Annotated in this window: 16 protein-coding genes and 1 tRNA gene; 2 read left to right on the plus strand and 15 right to left on the minus strand. The window is 38.2% G+C overall.

Annotated features, from left to right (window positions below; genetic code table 11):
• The first annotated feature begins 103 nt into the window (after positions 1-103).
• Positions 104-742 carry a TetR/AcrR family transcriptional regulator gene (locus JHE06_RS08260; RefSeq protein ID WP_201088490.1) on the plus strand — a complete coding sequence of 213 codons (639 nt, stop codon included), beginning with the start codon at positions 104-106 and terminating at the stop codon, positions 740-742.
• Between the two features lie 91 nt (positions 743-833).
• Here JHE06_RS08260 and JHE06_RS08265 read toward each other — a convergent pair whose 3' ends face one another.
• The 6 genes from JHE06_RS08265 to JHE06_RS08290 form a co-directional block, all read right to left on the minus strand.
• Positions 834-1,247 (minus strand): DUF3284 domain-containing protein, encoded by a 414-nt coding sequence (locus JHE06_RS08265; RefSeq protein ID WP_201088491.1) that lies wholly within the window; start codon positions 1,245-1,247, stop codon positions 834-836.
• Entirely contained in the window at positions 1,247-1,444 is a 198-nt protein-coding gene (locus JHE06_RS08270) for a DUF3188 domain-containing protein (protein WP_201088492.1), read from the minus strand. The genes JHE06_RS08265 and JHE06_RS08270 overlap by 1 nt, the downstream gene beginning before the upstream one ends.
• Before the next feature lie 15 nt (positions 1,445-1,459).
• On the minus strand, positions 1,460-1,684 hold the full coding sequence (locus JHE06_RS08275; protein ID WP_201088493.1) for a hypothetical protein: 225 nt from the start codon (positions 1,682-1,684) through the stop codon (positions 1,460-1,462).
• 100 nt (positions 1,685-1,784) lie between these two features.
• On the minus strand, positions 1,785-3,203 hold the full coding sequence (locus JHE06_RS08280; protein ID WP_201088494.1) for a PTS sugar transporter subunit IIC: 1,419 nt from the start codon (positions 3,201-3,203) through the stop codon (positions 1,785-1,787).
• Positions 3,204-3,281: 78 nt separating this feature from the next.
• The gene (locus JHE06_RS08285) at positions 3,282-4,373 is read right to left on the minus strand and encodes a DUF871 domain-containing protein (protein WP_201088495.1); all 1,092 of its coding nucleotides are present in this window, start codon (positions 4,371-4,373) and stop codon (positions 3,282-3,284) included.
• A 337-nt stretch (positions 4,374-4,710) separates the two neighbouring features.
• Entirely contained in the window at positions 4,711-5,868 is a 1,158-nt protein-coding gene (locus tag JHE06_RS08290; protein ID WP_201088496.1) for an ROK family transcriptional regulator, read from the minus strand.
• 235 nt (positions 5,869-6,103) lie between these two features.
• Here JHE06_RS08290 and JHE06_RS08295 point away from each other — a divergent pair.
• Positions 6,104-6,177 (plus strand) — tRNA-Arg (locus JHE06_RS08295).
• A 90-nt stretch (positions 6,178-6,267) separates the two neighbouring features.
• Here the strand turns inward: JHE06_RS08295 and JHE06_RS08300 are convergent.
• From JHE06_RS08300 to JHE06_RS08340, 9 genes are all read right to left on the minus strand, one after another.
• Positions 6,268-6,525 (minus strand): immunoglobulin-like domain-containing protein, encoded by a 258-nt coding sequence (locus JHE06_RS08300; protein WP_201088497.1) that lies wholly within the window; start codon positions 6,523-6,525, stop codon positions 6,268-6,270.
• Between the two features lie 414 nt (positions 6,526-6,939).
• Positions 6,940-7,419: an SRPBCC family protein gene (locus tag JHE06_RS08305; protein WP_201088498.1), complete on the minus strand. Its 480-nt coding sequence runs from the start codon at positions 7,417-7,419 to the stop codon at positions 6,940-6,942.
• A gap of 333 nt (positions 7,420-7,752) precedes the next feature.
• A complete protein-coding gene (locus tag JHE06_RS08310; protein ID WP_201088499.1) occupies positions 7,753-7,914 on the minus strand; it encodes a hypothetical protein in 162 nt (53 codons plus the stop codon).
• A gap of 149 nt (positions 7,915-8,063) precedes the next feature.
• Positions 8,064-8,363 carry a PTS lactose/cellobiose transporter subunit IIA gene (locus JHE06_RS08315; protein ID WP_201089990.1) on the minus strand — a complete coding sequence of 100 codons (300 nt, stop codon included), beginning with the start codon at positions 8,361-8,363 and terminating at the stop codon, positions 8,064-8,066.
• 60 nt (positions 8,364-8,423) lie between these two features.
• Entirely contained in the window at positions 8,424-8,741 is a 318-nt protein-coding gene (locus JHE06_RS08320; RefSeq protein ID WP_201088500.1) for a PTS sugar transporter subunit IIB, read from the minus strand.
• Positions 8,742-8,945: 204 nt separating this feature from the next.
• Positions 8,946-11,636 carry a sigma 54-interacting transcriptional regulator gene (locus JHE06_RS08325; protein ID WP_201088501.1) on the minus strand — a complete coding sequence of 897 codons (2,691 nt, stop codon included), beginning with the start codon at positions 11,634-11,636 and terminating at the stop codon, positions 8,946-8,948.
• A 108-nt stretch (positions 11,637-11,744) separates the two neighbouring features.
• Positions 11,745-13,055, minus strand: coding sequence for a DEAD/DEAH box helicase (locus JHE06_RS08330; RefSeq protein ID WP_201088502.1), 1,311 nt, complete (start codon positions 13,053-13,055; stop codon positions 11,745-11,747).
• Between the two features lie 468 nt (positions 13,056-13,523).
• Positions 13,524-14,528: a Gfo/Idh/MocA family protein gene (locus JHE06_RS08335; RefSeq protein ID WP_201088503.1), complete on the minus strand. Its 1,005-nt coding sequence runs from the start codon at positions 14,526-14,528 to the stop codon at positions 13,524-13,526.
• Positions 14,529-14,677: 149 nt separating this feature from the next.
• A complete protein-coding gene (locus JHE06_RS08340) occupies positions 14,678-16,180 on the minus strand; it encodes a helix-turn-helix domain-containing protein (RefSeq protein WP_201088504.1) in 1,503 nt (500 codons plus the stop codon).
• Positions 16,181-16,641: the final 461 nt, after the last annotated feature.

A 16,641-nucleotide genomic window follows, 5' to 3' on the forward strand; every position in this document is an offset into this window, starting at 1 on the left:
TAACATAGGGTAGTTGGTTATAAAAAAGTATTGAATGATCTCTTTCTGTTCTTACTAAACGGTATAGAATTAGGCATTTTCAACTTATGACAGAAAACAACTAATGGAACTAGAAAGAAGTACCGACAAACGAATTTTAAAAAGCAAGAAAGCTATCTCAGATGCTTTTATTGCTTTATTAAAAGAAACAGAAGAAGATGAAGGTTTTAAAAAAATCACGATTACTGATATCGTCCGTAAAGCGAATGTCAATCGCGGGACTTTTTATAAGCACTTTTACTTTAAAGAAGACATCTTAAAAGAAACACAAGCTGATATTCTAAGTGAGTTTTCTTTAATGTTAACGGAGAATTACCAGGGTGTACGTTTCTCTAGTTTAAAAGATACTCCTCTAAATGATTCTATTTTTAAATTTATTTTAGAAAACAAAGACTTTTTCCATTTAGCTTTTCAATCCATTGGTTTTTCAAATTTCCAAATGGATTTCACAAAATGCATTGAAGATGTTCTGACAAATCAATTCTTCTTGCATGCTGCACCTCCTCACATCTCTAAGTCGTTATTTTGCACATATATCGCACATGGCCTTTACGGAGTATTGGTAAACTGGGACAACAACGATTATCAAGAACCGACTCTTTATATGGCACAGCAGATCACTTCTATTCTTATCTTTGGCCATACAGATTTAGATTTTTCAACTGAAGACAATGGATCTAGTACAATAGAAATCATTATTTGAACGAAAAAAGCAATAAAAAAAAGAGCTCAGCATATGACCAGTTTAACTAGTCTTATGTTGTGCTCTTTGTAACTTTACTTGTTTTTTCATTTTAATACGACTCTTCAATCATCGTCAGCATTTTTTTGAAATTGCGCTTTTTAACAAAACCTAGAATTATTCCTAATGCAGCATCATTCATTTTTTGCAGAAAACCATATGACTCCATCGTTTCCTTATAATGAACTTCACAGTTTTTGCTGTCGATTGCCTTTATATCGTATTGAACACGGTAATCATTTGCAGTCGTTGATGTGCGGTAATGATAAGCTTCATTTTCAACAACCTTTTCAATTTCGATTTTAGCACTGCTGCTTTTAGAAAATGTTTTAACATAGCTAAAATTCGACAATTGGTTAGGAGTTAGTTGTTTTCCGGTTTGTTCACGTATATCGAATAAAACCGATTTCATCACACTATCATAGAAAAAATCAGCGGGTATCTTCATTTTTTTTACGATTTCCACTATTTTTTCACCTCTCCTTTAGCTGTATCTTCTGTTTTTTCTTTTTTACTGCCTCGATACGCCATTAATACACCAATAACGATCAAGAAGGCGGCTGTCGTTAAACTCAATAGGTCATAGTGCAACGTTTGACGGTTTACACTAAACATCAAAATCAGCATGCCGATGCTGGCTAGAAACAATCCATTCTTTATCATTTTATCAGACCTTTCTTATTTAACAGGAACAACTTGGAAATATAAAACGGCTCCCCAAGGTTGTGATTTAATGGCTGCTTTTGCGATCTTGGCTGCTTGATCCAAATCCTCTGCTGTTGTTTCAAAATAAAGCTTGATGCCTTTTTTTTCTTTAAACGTAAAAGACACGCCTTCTTCTTGATGAGCGTTTAATAGTGCAATCGCTTGGTCTTGTTGCATAGGTAATGTAATTTCAATCATCCTTTTTCACCTTTTCTTTCTCTAAAATTTAAATGACAAAAAGTTACTCCCGCTTCAGTTTTACCGAAGCAGAAGCAACCGTTTTTAATTTTCCTGAATACTAGTCTTTTTCTGGTTCACCTAAAGCTGGATCCATCTTATTCGCAGCGATAACAAATGGTGCCCAAATAATAAATGTTGCCACCATCCCAATTAACGTTACCACAGGTGCACGCCAGTCGGCTCCTGTCGCTAAGAAGGATAGCAAGAACGGTGGGGTCACCCAAACGATTTGTTGGGAAACCGGGTTAACCCAATCGAGAATTGTAGCAAAGTAACCGATCGATACAGACACTAATGGTGCAACGATGAATGGAATAAACATGATCGCATTTAGAACGATTGGCAAACCAAACATGATTGGCTCATTGATATTGAAAATTCCAGGTCCTAATGATAAGTTAGCAACGGCACGGTAATCCGCACGTTTTGAGAACAGTAGAATGGCAATGATCAAGATGATCGTTCCACCTGAACCGCCAAACCAAGAGTAAGCATCAAAGGATCCACGTACCCAATTATACCCTTCAGCTTTGACCAATTCAACTCCGCCTTGTTGGAAAAGGTTAACGTTTTCAAGTTGTGCAACTCCGAATACACCTTCCAGTATTGGCGCCAATACGTTAGGTCCATGAATACCGAAGAACCAGAATATTTGAACAAATAACGTTACTAAGATGACTGCACCGAATCCTTGTGACAGTCCCAACAATGGTTTAGCAATAGTTTCTTGCAACCATGCCAAGAATGTCATATCTGGAACAAGTTTTGCAAATATCCAGTAGAAAACAGAAACAGCATACAACGCTACAGTAGCAGGAATGATAGCCGCAAAAGCTTTTGAAACTGCTGGCGGAACTGAATCTGGCAATTTGATCGTCATATCTTTCAACATTAATTTACAGAAAATCATCGTTGCTACAAAGCCCATGATCATGGCAGTAAAGAAGAAGTTGCTGTCCAAATTGTTTAACGGCAGCCAACCCCAGCCTCCGACAGATAAGCCCGTTTCAGTGGCAGACCAACCGGTGTCAGCAGATGTTGCATTGATCGTTGTCATCAAATCTGCAGGGATAGCGGTTTCTAAAGCACTCGAGAAAGCAAATGTGATACCGCTGATGGAAGCAGAAAGCGAAACGATTCCGCCGGCCAAATCATTGACACCATAAGCGCGGGCGAGGTTATAGCCCCAAGAGAAAGCAAAAATAATTCCGGCGACGGCAAGTGTTCCGTTCCATACATAACCGTTAATGGTAATGATCTCTTTAATCACAGGAATAGTCGAACCGTCATAACCGTCCACAAATTGTGGGGGTAAATCGCGTAAAATCGCGTTCAACATTACCGCTACTGATCCAGCCATTGTAGCTGGCATGGTTCCGATAAATGCATCACGTAATGCTACTAAATGTTTTTGTGCGCCAATTCTGGCAGCAATGGGAAGAATATATTTCTCCAGCCAAGCAGTTAAAGCATTCATATTAAAACCCTCCTAAAAACAGTTTATTGTTTAAAAACAAATTAATTAGTGCGGTTGTTTAAAATATAGCAAGCGGTTTCATCGTTTTCTCCAATGAAATTTAAACTTTTGCCAAGGTTTGATCAAATCCAATAAAAATACTTCTTCTGCTACAACGTGTCCAACTACATTTGTTTTACCGGAATTTTCCATCGGTAAAAGAGCTAATTGAAGTTCTCCTGCGTAACGAACATAAAGGGAACTTTCAATCAAAATATCGCCTTTTTTAATATACGGTGTGTGGAATGCAGGAAATTCGTGACCGCTGTATTTTACACGACTTTGAGTTGAACGAATTACATAATCCGAAACATCGCCTCGATTAAAGTGCGGTTCTTCTAAAACAATTTTCTGCTCTGTTTCAGGAATCTCTTCGACCAGTTCACAATTCAAGGTCAATTGATAAGGATCGATTTCACTTAAAGCTTTCAGCTCTGCTTCAGATGCAAATGCATTTCCAATGATCACATCATCGATCAATTCAGTCGCCCATAAATGTTTGGCTTGGGTCACAATTGGAAGCTCGCGGTGCATCTCCAGTGTACATAATCCTTCACTGACCGGCCATGGTCCAATAGTTGCTGTCGGTGAACTGACAAAAGCCGCTGTTTTGATTCCTTGTGCTTTGTATTGTTTGCTCGTTTCGATAAAGTGATTATAGCCTAAGCCCGTATAACGGTGAGGATAAAAATTATGACACCCGTATAAATTGGACGGGTTTGCTTGATAACTTAAAATATTTTCTAAGTATTTGGTGCCATTACTAATGTTCAGCTCGATCTTCAACCCTTGGGGATTAAACGTCATCACCGATTCTTCATTTCCTGTATACCCGTTATCCAAACGGATGCCATCTGCTCCCATCTCTTTAAAAAAAGATAGGTCTGCATAGCTGATGTCCAACTCTTCAAAAATCTGTGGGCTAACATCTGTAATGACTTCCATGCCGCGTTCTTTAGCAAAGGCAATGATGTCTTTGAACTCTTCGATCACTTGCTCTTTATTCCCTTCGACAGATAATAGACAAGTAAAGATTCGTTTAAAGTTGTAGTTTGAAGCCAACTCGATGTATTGCTTCACCTCTTCTACTTTACTGTGATTTGGATAAACTGAAATACCTAATCTTCTCATTCTTTTGCTGCTCCTTCTTGTTTTCTCATTAAAATTCATCAGAAAACAGGATTATTCTTTAAAAAGCCAATCTACAAGAAAGCGTTATCATTCCGTTCGAACAAACGATGCCCTCTTTTTATTTCATAGCACTATAGCCCGCTCCTATCGTCTCTACTCCTTTCTCCAAATTAAGTAAGCCTTTACAAAACAGCTTAATTAAATTAATTAATTAAGCTGTTACCTAGTATTTTAGAGAGTATTCCACTGATTGTCAATAGACTAACAGAAGTTTTTTTAATAATAGATAGACTAACAGAGGCTCGCTTTCTAATCAAAAGCTTGCACTCGGTTATCTTCAAAAGAGTTCTGCCAATAATAATGCAGCTGCGCCTAATATCGTAGCATCTTCCTTCAAGGTTGAAACTTCAATCTTGGTATACATCCTAGCTTTTTCAGTCAATGCCCGCTTTTGAATCGTGTTGCGGATAACCGGCATAAGAAATTCTTCGCTATTCATTACACCACCACCTAGAACTATTTTATCCGGATTCAACAGATGGATCAGATTGACAACACCAATGCCAATAAGGTAGCCGGTCTCTTCCAAAACCTTAAGGTAATCTTTTTTACCTTCTGTCGCATAGGCATAAATAGCTTCAGCCGCTAAATCATCCGGAGCTTCTTCAATTTGTTCTTTGGCACGCTGAACAATCGCATCCCCCGTAATCAAGGTTTCAAGGCAGCCTTTGTTGCCGCAGCTGCAGACCTTACCGTGAAAATCAATGACCATATGGCCGATCTCGCCGGCGATATCTTGTGCGCCATAACATAACCTGCCTTTATCTACTATGCCAGAACCTACTCCTCTTCCAATATTAATCGTCACAAAGCTTTCTGCTTCGTCATGGTCCTTAAACCAGTATTCGCCTAAAGCCATCGCCCGGGAATTATTTTCTACCATCACTAACACGTTAAATTCTTTTTCCAGTTCTTCTTTAATCGGAACGTCCCGTAACCCTGAGTTCGAAGAATACAATGAAACTCCTGAAGCAATGTCAACAACTCCATGCATCGCAACACCGATTCCGAGTATAGTGTCTTTTTCTTCTATTCCCATAAAAATAGTCCGAACCACTTTTTTTAACGACTCTAAAAAAATCTCCTTACTGATATGAGGTTGAATTTCAATTTCGGTTTCAGCTAAAATGGTGCCGACAAGATCGCTGGCGATCCCTCTGATTTTGTTCGATCCTGCATCAATACCAATAACGTAATGGCCACTCCGCTTAAGCAACAGCATCGTTGGTTTTCTGCCGCCTTTCGATTCGCCGAGAATACTTTTTTCCACTAAATTTTCTGCCATCAATTCTTTAACGATACTGCTGACGGTAGGAGGCGTTATCCCTGTTTCTTTGGCAATTTCGGCACGTGAAATAGGTTCTGATAAACGTATTTTATTTAAAATAGTTGATTTATTGACTGATTTCATTAATTGAAATGTTCCGCGTTCCATAACTTAGCCCCTTTCTAACTATATATGATAGTCTTCAGTATAACATGGTTAATTAAATTAATTTAGTTATGATTCTGCTTTCCATGTTTTTCACTCAAACAAAAACAACAAACGGGCAATTATTTACCGCTCTAGCTATTTTGGTTTTAATTTTGAGACTATTTATTATTTAGTTATAAAAAACTCTACTAGACAATCTTATCCAGTCGTGAGAAAATAAGAAGCAGGTCATTCAGGTTCTATAGCTCAGCCGGATAGAGCAAACGTTTCCTAAACGTTAGGCCGGGAGTTCGAATCTCCCTAGGACCATTACTTCTACTGCTTAGGGAATAAACAAAAAACCGATAGAGAATTCTGTCGGCTTTTTTGCTTTTTCATTTATTGTTTGTTATTAACGATTCAACTTACTTTTGCACGAACCGTTTTAGTCACCTTACTTCCAGACGAATCTCGTATACTGTAATGAACAGAATAGATTCCTTCTTTATGGACATCGATCCCATTCTCTACTTCTAGCTCTCTTGAGATGTCTTTTCCAGAAGAATCAACAGCAGTCACACCTACCAGCAGGTCATAACTTTCACCTACACGCAATTCTATATTTCCAGCTTCGATGACAGGTGTCGTAAGTTCGTTTGTTTGAAAGGTCTTTTCCATTAAAATTACTCCTTTATGAATGAATTCGTTTCTCTTCCTGTTACGGGCTTTTCCCAATTTAACAGAGAGAATCTTTTGTTTTTCTAAGAGCAATAACTCACTGTCTGCTCTAACAGTTTACACTTTAATGGAGCAATAGTGTGTGACAGTTTTGTGAAATTTTATAGACCGATTTTTTTATTTTTTACAGCTTATAAACGGCTTGAAAAACCTGCTTGAATCAGTTGTTTATTTTACTTTTCCAAACAAAAAAAGGCTTAAATCGTTTTCTAAAGATTTAAACCTTTAACTGATTTTTCTTTTCGTTTTTGGTGCTAATTTATTCAAGACTTATTCTTTTGGGACGAACACGGTCTATTATGACGATAGTTTGTCTCGGAATGAGTCTTGTAGGCAAACTTACTCTCTTTTTAATTACTGTATTTGAAATAGTTCTTTATATTTGGGATAAAGAGATTCCCACTGTTTCTTTTCATTGGTTACATCTGTTTGTCCATCTAAAAGAGCTCGAATAACATCTAAGCAAACATGCCAACCGGCAATGTCTCGCGGTGTGTGTTCAGTAACCGTATCGATAAATTCTTTAAAAATTAAGTGTGTTGAACTCTCTGCAGTCTCATTTAACTGAAAACTGACTAACTCTTTATCCCAAGTGAATGTCAAAACAGTTGGCACTTTAACTTGAGTAATCGTCATTTCTTCAAAATGACCGTTTCCCAGATCGAAGACGATTTTTCCGCCTTCGCTCAATGATTCGATCCTCAACTCGTTAAACCATTTAGCCAAATAAGCATTATCCGTTATCATCTGCCAAACCGTTTCAATCGGATAAGGAAAATCTCGGTTCAATTCCACAACCGTTTTGTTATTTTGTTGTTTAATTTCAGCTAGCATATTCAAACCCCATTTTTCCTTATTCTTAAGCTTCTTCATCTTATCAAAATCTCTATCAAAAGACGATTACTTTTCAACTTTTTCCCAGACCACAGTTATTTCATCGTCTTCATCGATTTCGATGATCGGCTGCAATTTAAAGAAATACAAATAATAAAATAGTAGTGGCATCGGTGTTCGCTCCTTCAGTAATCAGTATTTGATCTTAGGAACAGTTTACTAAAGAAATACGTTTTTTTTGTTATCAAAAAGTAAAGGAAATAATAAGTTTGCACAAAGAAAGACTTCCTTCTTTTTCAAGTTGGAAATCTTTGAGGGGGCAAATGCCATTTTTTATTCTTCTTTTTGTTCTGCCCGATTGTAAAGGACAAATCCTATTGCAATAAGAAGTATGCCTATTAAGAGCGTGAAAAATTGATGGTCATCTGAACTGGTCAATCCTAGAATAAGGGCGATAAACCCTCCCGTCATGATGAATAAACCGTTTTTCAGCACTGCTCTCACCTTCGCTTCTTTTAATATCTTCTCTTATTAATTGTTAAGGAAATCGCTTTCCGTGTCAATGAATTCAACTTTTTATGTGCTTAAAACGCAAAAAAATCTTAAAAAGAGACTGACCTCTTTTCAAGATTTTTTACTGTCCATTAATCGACTGTTACACCAGCCATTTTTTTGTAGACATCAACCACTTCAGAAGCCATATCACGGAATGTGATAGCATTCATCAAGTGGTCTTGGCTATGAACCAATAACAGCGTCACTTTCATATCTTCTCCTGAAGCTTCTTGTGTCAACATTGAGGTTTGCGAATGGTGCGCTTCAACCAAAGCTTTATCTGATTCTTCTAGTTTTTGTTCTGCTAAAGAAAAGTCGCCTGTTTTGGCAGCTTGGATCGCTTCCATAGCATCGCTTTTAGCGTTTCCACCATTGATGATCAAACCCATGATGGCTTGTAAGTTGTCTTGCTCTCCCACTTTAAAACTTCCTTTCTAACAATTGTTTGATTATTTAATGAGTGTTAAAGCTTGGTTTAACACGTTTTCGCCGTTCATCATACCGTAGTCTTGCATATTGATGACTTCTAATGGAATATCTTTACCTGCTAATTTTTTCTCGAATTGAGATTTCATGAAACGAACTTGCGGTCCTAATAATAAGACATCAATGTCTTTTGAACCTAGGTTATGATCGGCTTCCGCTGCTGAAACGGCGAAGATATCTGCATCTAAGCCTCTTGCTTCGGCTGCTTTCATCATTTTTGTTACCAATAAACTCGTACTCATACCTGCTGAACATACTAACATAATTGTTTTGTCTGCCATTATAATCACTCCATCTAATTTATTTGTTGCTACACTTTATATAATGCAAGTTCCGTGCCAACTTTAAATTAAATGAAAACGTTGTCTGTTAACGCTTTCTATTCGTCCGAATAATTTACACACTAGCTTAAAAACTTACACAATACATTTAACTGTGTAAACAAACCAAAAAAGCAACTGCTTTCAAGGCAGCTGCTTTTGAGTTTAAGATTTTAGTTTTAGCTGATTTTCTACGATCATTTGGACAATATAAGCCAGTTCGTCTTTAGGAATGTTTATGTTATAGTGCTTTTCTAACGGCATCAGCACAGTTTCAACAGTATTCAATTCCAACCGGTGTTGGTTTGCATAAGCTTCTAAATCAGAAAACGAACGCGAATGCGCATTTGTTTTTAAGCTTTCGCATAAAAAAGCCAGATGCAACACCATTCCGGTTTTCACACCAGCAGGTATTCCCACGCTCAATTCAATTTCCAATTGTTGGAGTATCTTTTGCAGACGCAAAATCAAGTCTTTCACCGAACCTACTTGTTTTAACGTACCTGTTAACGATCGGCTTATTTGTTCAACGGGAAGTTCTTCTTCTAAGTGTTTTTTGATTAAATCCATTTTTTCATCATCGAATGCATCATAAGCTGGAAAATACGGAATGTTTTGATGCTCTATGGGCACCGTTCCGATAATGGCTTTAATGCTGTATTGTTTACTCAATTGATCGATGCGTTTTTTAAAATCTTCAGCCTGTAAAAATTGCAGCGGAATAATTTCGGCGGTCTCTGAATCGATAATAGAAGTTAATCGTTTTTCTAATTTTTTGGCGACCCCTTCTCCGGTAAAACAAGCAACTATGATCGCTTGAGGTTTATCGGGAACTATAGGCAAGCTTTTAGGAGCGCTGTTTCCAATCGTCATTTGGCAGCTTTGATAAATGTCTTCTAGCGATCTTCCGACGCTGGCCATTCGAACGGCTTCCAACACAACCGGCGTACTGACCATTGAGAGCGTCCGAACGGCTAGACCTAGTTCTTCAGCGAGCATATCTCCAAAGGCGTTCAAAGACCCCATATCAGTCAAAACCAGTAGTCCTTGTTCATAATTTTCTTGATCAGCCGCAATGGTTTGTCGTACTCTTTCATACATCTCATTGACTTTCATGGTTAACGGCATGTTTAAAGCCACACCCACTGTTGTATCCAGCAACTCTTGCACCGTTTCCAACATGCTGCTGGCCGTTGATTTGCCGTGCATCAAGACCATCACGCCAACTTGCTGAGTGAGCGGCTGTGTCGGCTCTTCGACATCCAATGTCAAAAACATGGTAATAAAGCCGATTTCGTCAAAAGGAATCTCAATTGCCAGGCGTTCTTCAATAATAGCGGATAAATCAATAGCAACTTGAAATTCTTTAGAATAGTTTTTACGAACCGCATTTAAATCTGGATGAACGATCGGACGTCCTTCTTTGATGCGTTCAAACGTACTTTGCAAATGCAATGCAAAGGCGAATCGTGATTTGGTATGGTAGGTTCGCTCCAACCGCTCTGCTGCAAAATCGTATAAAATATCGGTCAAAGTGCGGATGTCAGCTGGAATCAACTCTTGGTGAATCTCCGATAATGATAATTGCTCCACGTATTCACTGAAGTATTGTGTCATATTGTTTTGGATAAAGCCTTCTAAGTCAACGTCTTCCAACATTCCTTTTTCTAAGGCTTCGTCCACTCGTTCTTCAATCGCATTGTAAACACTCATATCTGAGACCGGATCTTGATTAATTGACGTTTTTTGGCTGGTTGGGACATAAGTAAAATGGCTTTTATGCCGATCAACTAATCGTTCCAAACGTTCGGGTGCTTCCTTGACTAACAACAGCCCTTTTTGAACGACTAGCGGCAAATCTTGTTGAGTAATGCTTAAATGATCGGTTTCATGTGTGCGGTAATGTAAAAAAGCTTTCGCGCAAACCAGTTTCAAATCGCGTTGGACTTGCCCAATATTGGCTTCTGCCGGATATAGCATGAAAGCTAGCAGCACTTCGCGTTCGGCTACGATTTTTTGATTCAAGCGTTGCGCCTCTTGCTGCAAGAACGTTTCCACCAACTCGTAGCGTTCTTCGATCGTTCGCTCGGATAAAGGTGGCAAAGTGATGGTCATCGGTATCCGGCGGTTAAAGGTTGCCAATAAAACTTCAGAACTTTCAGTCGTCGCTCCAATGATTTGGACACTAGCGGTATGAGTTTCATTGCTTTCGCCTAAAGGCCGGTAAACGCCTTTATCGATAAACGTAAACAACATTTCTTGCCCTTCCGGCGGCAGACGATGGATTTCATCGAGAAACAATATTCCTCCATCTGCTTGATGAATCAAGCCGGCCCGATCTTCCGTTGCTCCTGTGTACGATCCTTTTTTGACTCCAAAAATATGACCAAATAACAATTGAGGGTTTTGAGCGTAATCTGCACAGTTAAACGATACAAAAGGCGCATCAGCTGATAAAGCTTGCGATTCCAAGGCAAATTGATACATGCACTCAGCAAATAAGGATTTCCCAGTCCCAGTTTTCCCAAAAATGATGGTGTGCAGCCCTCGCGGCGGATACAACACGGCGGCTTTGGCTTGTTGGATCATGACTTTCAAAGAAGCATCGTGTCCAATCAACTGTCCAAAAGCTTTGCCGTTTTTCCCTTCAAGCGGCAAAGGATGTTTGTGTGCTTTGCTTCGATACAGCACCGGACGTCCTTTTATTTTTTCAATTTGGTCTTCTTTATACAATTCGTTTAAATAGCGGCTGACGTTTGCACGATCCAATTCCAGTGCATCTGCTATATCCTGAGCCGATAGTTTTTCTGAATGGTTTTCTATATACGTTAAAATATCTTTTTTACGAGACAGCATCCTACTCCTCCTTGTTGAAAACGGATACTTTCATTTATTCAAAAATAGCGGAAAAAATCCGCCGTTTTTATTGCTGTTTAGTTATGAAGCATCTCTAAGTTTTGTTGTTTATAGCTTGTTCTTTTTACGAGCGCCTTTATTTTTATCTATTTTTTTACGTCCCTTTTTCTTTTTCTTAAGGGGTTCAGCTGATTGGGCTGCTGGTTTTTTCAGCGGCTCTGTTTTTGATTTCTCTTTTGTTTTAGGTTTTGCTTTTGTTTTTGCTTTACTATCAGGGCTAGTACCTTCTGTTTCTTCACTTTCCGGACGTTCCAAAACCAGTTCTCCACCATAAAGATACAATGGCGTTAACGGCAGTTCCAACGGCGAAATGATTTTTTTGAATTCTCGCAATTCACGGCCATTCACTAAGGTCAAAACAGTTCCAGGCTGTCCCATACGCGCAGTACGTCCAGAACGGTGAATGTAACTTTCTTTATTTAACGGCAAATCGTATTGAATGACGTAAGGCAACCCGCGAATGTCTAATCCGCGTGAAGCGACATCTGTCGTCAACAATAATTTAACTTTGCCATCACGAAACTGCTGCAGCGCATGCTGACGTTCTGTTTTGTATTTTTCAGAATGCAAAACAGTGACCGAGATTCCTTCGTATTGTAGTTTTTCAAAAGCCAAGGTTAAATTAGCTACGTTGTTTACGAATACCAGCCCGCTGAATCCTTCCATATGTGTTAAGCGGCGCAAAATCTCCACTCGCTTACGGGTCGGTGTTTCAATATATGCATGCAGCACTTCGCCTTTAGATTCATCTTCTTCGGTAGCATCGATCCACTCTGGGTCAACATTAAACCATTTAGGCAAATCTTCCATCAATTCGTTGCTGGTTGCTGAAAAGAAAGCCATTTGTCGTTCTCCCGGTAATTTTCCAATTACGTTGCGGACAGTACTCAATTGATCTTGTTGCAGCAATTGATCCGCTTCATCTAGAATGACCGTCTTGACTTGATGCAGTTTTAATTTTTTGGTTTCTGCAATTTCAAGAATTCGACCCGGTGTACCAACGATGACTTCCGGTTTTTCTTTTAATTTTTCAATTTGGCGAACTTTATTCGCTCCGCCAATCAATGTTTGGACAGATAGCCCCAGTTGCTTGCTCCATTCTTGAACAACAGCTGCAACTTGCACAGCTAATTCTTGTGAAGGAGCTAAAATGAGAACTTGTACGCCGCCTTTTGGCTCCACTTGTTCTAAAGCTGGCAACGTATAGGCTACTGTTTTCCCTGTTCCAGTTGGTGAAATCCCAACGACGTCTTTTCCAGCTTTCATAGGTTCATATACTTTATTTTGAATGGCAGATGGTGTCGTGTAGTCCAATTCTTTCCAATACTGTTGTAATGCAGGTGCTATTTTGTCATTCATTTATGCGTTCCTCGTTTCTTCGTGCCTCTAATAATCATCTCGACATTGACTATCATACCAAAAAAAGACTTAAATCTAAAGGTTCTTGAAAAAGTTGTTAGCGTTAAACTATTTTCAGTAAAGGGAATAAAAAGAGAGGATTCCTTTTTTTCCTAATCCTTATAGTAATAGTTATTTTTCCTATCATACTAGGTACTATGTGCAGTCCCTGTCGCTTTTCTATTCATCTATAGGCAGTGAAATTTTCGGAGTCGAAAATTTGCCGATCAAACAATAACCTACTTTATTATGAAAGCTCATTTTAATGGCTAATCAGTAAGTGTTTCTCGGCTTAGTTGTTAGATAGGTAGGCTCTATTTAACACTAACACTGTAACCCGTCCACTATCGACCCAAAAAAGCTGTTCCAATCAAAAAAGTAAGGCAAAAATGACGAAATCATTTTTGCCTTACTTTTTTTAGCGAATCTTTAACGATTATCGGCTTCAAATACAATGTCGGCATCTTTACGTAAATCCATTAAAACTTGGTTTACTTGTCCGCTTAGTTCTTGCCATTCTTGATAATTTTTTAGTGCTTCTTCATCTGTTGGATGATTCAACACATGAGCAAAAGCTTGGACTTCTTCGATCATTGGATTAGCAACACTAGTTTGTGCAATGTTTTCTTTTAGATCTGTTTTGCGGTCAATGATTTCAACGGTCGTTATCCCGCTGACGCTATCCATGGAAAGGGTCTTGTTTAACCCGTAGATTTCAGAAGGCAAATACGAATTAGCGATTTTCCCTGTATTGATCGTCACATCGAAGGTATCGTAACGTAAGATGACCGTTCCTTTACCATCCACTCCAGTAGCAATTTTTGTGCAGAAGTAGTGACTTGATTTGGGTACGCCAAACCATGAAAGCGCGGCGTAAATAGGGTAAACGCCTAAATCAGATAATGCTCCGCCAGAAAACTTCAAAGAGAAGATATTCGGCTCGTGGCCTGCTAATACTTGGCTGTAACGCGAAGAATATTTCATATACGTAAAGTTAGCGCCTTGTAAGTTTTCAATATTTTTTATTTCTTCTTTTACAATATTAAAGTTTTCTTCATGAATATGACGGGCAGCTTCAAATAAAAACACATTGTTGTCTTTAGCGGTTTTCACTGCTGTTTCCCATTCTTTCGGATTCGAAAACATCGGCTTTTCAACGATGACGTGTTTGCCGGCTTTCATTAAGGTCAATGCTTGTTCAAAGTGTAGGCTATTCGGTGAAGCTACGTAGATCACATCTAATTCAGGATGTTGAGCGTAGGTTTCCAAATCTGTTTCAAAAACAGTCGCGCCATATGGTTCTCCAAATGACTTAGCTTTATCCACTGTTCGTGAATAGACTCCTACCATTTCATACTCACCTGTTTCAACTGCTGCATCCACAAATTGATTGGTAATCCAGTTTGTTCCAATAATTCCTAAACGTAATACCATACTAATCCCTCCGCCTAGATTCATCATCTATAGGTTTTTAAAAACTGCCGCTCTTATCCTCTGTTTACAAAAGATAGAAACCGCTTTTTTCATCTCTATCATAACAAACTTTTGCAAGCCTGAAAAGAAAGAGTCTTTATTTTGAAAAATTAGTTATTCTTTAAGGATAAATTTGGTGATTGAGCGGATTTAAACCCATTTTGTTGAATTTCGTTGATCACTTGTCGAATTTTTTTCCAATTTCGGTTACTAGGAATAGATTCGATGCTTAAAACTTTTACCGCAGGATCCACCCATTGTTTCATCAATTCAATTTGACAATCTGTCAGCATAAGTTGAATATTTTCGCCTAAATGTTTTTGTTCTGAAAGGGTATAGCACTTTAATTCTAAAGAAAAGCGGATTCTCAGCATATCGGCCAAAAACAATTCGTGCTGCAAGCCGTATTGAGAAACCACAACGACTTGTACTTTTTCTTTTTCTTGTGCAACTTGCTGCGTCAATCCTGTCCAAAAAGTGATCAGTGTAAAGATTAAGTCGTTTTCATTTTCACGCATTTTTTCCACCCAGTTGTTAGATGGGCTAGCTGCTAAAGTTTCTCGAACTGCTTTTGTAAATTTATCAAAATTTCTTTCTAAGGCTTTACCGTTTCTTTCAACTCGATCAATTAAAATATGTCCTGGCCCTTTAAATAAACTTCTATAAAAATAATGGCGGATCAAATTGGTAATAAAACAAGACTGATTTTCTAAAGTATAACCTGTTTGTTTTTTGAGTGCTTCAATAAAAGCTAAGATTTCCTGGGATAGACCAACTACTCTTAAATTTCCAGCTAGATAAGTTTTGTCTAGCGGACCATCTTTATTCTGATAAAGATAGGTCATAAAGTTTTGGTCTTCCAAAGGAATAGTAAAAGAAAGGTCTTTTTGCAACAAATCAAATAACGGTTCTTTTTTTGATACTTTAAAAGGAAATATCTCGTATTCATGGTCTATAAAGTAACCTTGCTCAATTCTTTCTAAACAGATAACGAGCCATAAAGCGACTTTACCTTGAGCAATTTCGGAGAAATTAGGAGTGTTAACATTTTTGGGCAGTAACTCGATGTAAGTTTGGGCGGTATCTAACAAGTGGTGATGAAATTCATCAAAAGAAGCAGAATAATAATCCCAAAGAAAAATACTAAAAAAATATCGAATTTGTTTTTCAGTCCCTATGATTTTCACAGGTTTAGACTGAATTGCGAGATCATATGCTCCTAAAAAAACGTTGATTTGTTTTAAACTTCTAATGATCGAAGAAGCACTTGTATACAGCAATTCCGCAAGATCTTCTATACTGGGAATGTCCAGTTCAAATAGCTTATCGATGATTTGAAAATTTAGACATCCTTCCATTACTTTGCGGTAAACACTTTCCATTTGAAACGAATCTACCGTGGTAAGTTTGATTCCATGTTGTTTAGACGTTTCGATAAATGCATCGCCACTTAATAGACTGTTGTAGTATTGAATATCAGCTCTGATCGTTCCGACAGAACACCTCAGTTTATAAGAAAGCTCTTCGATCGTCCACCATTCATCCTCAGCCACTAATACTTCTAATAACTGCAGCCTTCTAGCACTGGAAGTATCCAATAAGTTATTTATCATGAGTTCTCTCCCTCTCCTGCTCTTCGTTCAATCAACTACCTTTCTCTTAGTATACCATTACTGATAAAAAACGCTACGTTATATAAAACGCTTACACATCTTTTTTTATACCTCACAAAAAAGCCGCTGGCATGGGAGTGTCCAGTCGGCTTGTAGAGGGCCTATAGTATTGAGTTTTTTTTGATGCGAGGAATAGCTTATTCATCTATTGTTAGTTTGGCGATCAATAACCTAGATGAGAAGGAAGGTACAACGTGGTTTTTGTTTCCTTATAGTTTATTTAAGTACCGAAAGACAACTAGCAATCAGCAGCAGAAATAGAAACTTGCCAAACTAAGCGGTGTTCTGCGAATCTGATTGTTACGGAGAGTTCGCTGTCCTTACATGTACGCCTTACATTTTGATTTAAGTTCTAAAGTTTATTCGAAAACCTTTTTTATCCCCTGTTCCTATTAGCGATA

The organism is Carnobacterium sp. CS13 (assembly GCF_016653495.1).
GTDB classification, from domain to species: Bacteria; Bacillota; Bacilli; order Lactobacillales; family Carnobacteriaceae; genus Carnobacterium_A; species Carnobacterium_A antarcticum.

What these genes read in the sequence shown, in the direction of transcription:
- JHE06_RS08260 (WP_201088490.1), top strand. Translation starts at nt 104, where the DNA reads ATGGAACTAGAAAGAAGTACCGACAAACGAATTTTAAAAAGCAAGAAA.
- JHE06_RS08270 (WP_201088492.1), bottom strand. Translation starts at nt 1,444, where the DNA reads ATGATAAAGAATGGATTGTTTCTAGCCAGCATCGGCATGCTGATTTTG.
- JHE06_RS08275 (WP_201088493.1), bottom strand. Translation starts at nt 1,684, where the DNA reads ATGATTGAAATTACATTACCTATGCAACAAGACCAAGCGATTGCACTA.
- JHE06_RS08280 (WP_201088494.1), bottom strand. Translation starts at nt 3,203, where the DNA reads ATGAATGCTTTAACTGCTTGGCTGGAGAAATATATTCTTCCCATTGCT.
- JHE06_RS08285 (WP_201088495.1), bottom strand. Translation starts at nt 4,373, where the DNA reads ATGAGAAGATTAGGTATTTCAGTTTATCCAAATCACAGTAAAGTAGAA.
- JHE06_RS08290 (WP_201088496.1), bottom strand. Translation starts at nt 5,868, where the DNA reads ATGGAACGCGGAACATTTCAATTAATGAAATCAGTCAATAAATCAACT.
- JHE06_RS08300 (WP_201088497.1), bottom strand. Translation starts at nt 6,525, where the DNA reads ATGGAAAAGACCTTTCAAACAAACGAACTTACGACACCTGTCATCGAA.
- JHE06_RS08305 (WP_201088498.1), bottom strand. Translation starts at nt 7,419, where the DNA reads ATGCTAGCTGAAATTAAACAACAAAATAACAAAACGGTTGTGGAATTG.
- JHE06_RS08315 (WP_201089990.1), bottom strand. Translation starts at nt 8,363, where the DNA reads ATGGGTTTGATCATCAATGGTGGAAACGCTAAAAGCGATGCTATGGAA.
- JHE06_RS08320 (WP_201088500.1), bottom strand. Translation starts at nt 8,741, where the DNA reads ATGGCAGACAAAACAATTATGTTAGTATGTTCAGCAGGTATGAGTACG.
- JHE06_RS08325 (WP_201088501.1), bottom strand. Translation starts at nt 11,636, where the DNA reads ATGCTGTCTCGTAAAAAAGATATTTTAACGTATATAGAAAACCATTCA.
- JHE06_RS08330 (WP_201088502.1), bottom strand. Translation starts at nt 13,055, where the DNA reads ATGAATGACAAAATAGCACCTGCATTACAACAGTATTGGAAAGAATTG.
- JHE06_RS08335 (WP_201088503.1), bottom strand. Translation starts at nt 14,528, where the DNA reads ATGGTATTACGTTTAGGAATTATTGGAACAAACTGGATTACCAATCAA.
- JHE06_RS08340 (WP_201088504.1), bottom strand. Translation starts at nt 16,180, where the DNA reads ATGATAAATAACTTATTGGATACTTCCAGTGCTAGAAGGCTGCAGTTA.